The following is an 804-nucleotide window of genomic DNA, read 5'->3' on the forward strand; positions in this document are numbered from 1 at the left end:
AATCAGCACCAGGCGGACTGACTTATTGTCGTCTCATAGACGATATTCCCGCTGTCAGTAAAGCCAACATTCTGAGTACGTTCGAGCAGTTGCACCAGAGCAAAGGCGAGGTGTTTGAGCGTGGGGTGATCAACGTGTTTAAAGGGCTGAGCTGGGATTTTAAGAGCAATACCCCATGTAAGTTCGGGAAAAAGATCATCGTGACAGGGCTGGTGAAACATGACCGATGGGGGTTTGGGTTTAACTGGGGCTGGCAACGTGATCAACTGGCAGACCTTGAGCGCATGCTGGTGCTACTGGATGGAAAGCCTGTGCCCGATAACCGCACTGACATTGCCCGTCGTCTCAGCGATCATATCCATGAGAACAGGCACAGTAACCGTTACGAGGATGAGATGTTTGTGATTAAGTATTTCCAGAAGGGAACTGCACACATCGTATTCAAGCGACCTGAGCTGGTCGATAAGCTGAACGACATCATCGCCCGACACTATCCAGGAGCACTGTCAGCGAGATGAGAGGTGAGTGAGTTGTCCGATGCTATCGCAGGTGAGCCAGCGCAAGCCGGACGGCAATGGCATACTGGGTGGCATACCGAAAAAAACAAGCATAAAAAAACCATGCTAATCAATAGCATGGTCTCTAATAGTGGCGGAACGGACGGGACTCGAACCCGCGACCCCCTGCGTGACAGGCAGGTATTCTAACCAACTGAACTACCGCTCCACCGAATTTTTTTACATCTTTCGGGTTGCCCCGTTTGACTGCTTCATGCGCAGTCTTTCAATTTGATGCCTGGCAGTT

Annotated in this window: 1 protein-coding gene and 1 tRNA gene; one reads left to right on the forward strand and one right to left on the reverse strand. The window is 50.7% G+C overall.

All coding sequences use genetic code 11. The annotated features are described in order from the left end of the window. Positions 1-518: DUF4942 domain-containing protein (locus JJB97_RS18210; RefSeq protein ID WP_238715492.1), on the forward strand; the 518-nt coding region annotated here is incomplete at its 5' end. Between the two features lie 131 nt (positions 519-649). Here JJB97_RS18210 and JJB97_RS18215 read toward each other — a convergent pair. After that, positions 650-726: transfer RNA gene (locus JJB97_RS18215), tRNA-Asp, on the reverse strand. Between the last annotated feature and the right edge of the window lie 78 nt (positions 727-804).

Origin of the sequence: Tenebrionibacter intestinalis (genome assembly GCF_016632365.1) — a bacterium.
Taxonomy (GTDB): domain Bacteria; phylum Pseudomonadota; class Gammaproteobacteria; order Enterobacterales; family Enterobacteriaceae; genus Tenebrionibacter; species Tenebrionibacter intestinalis.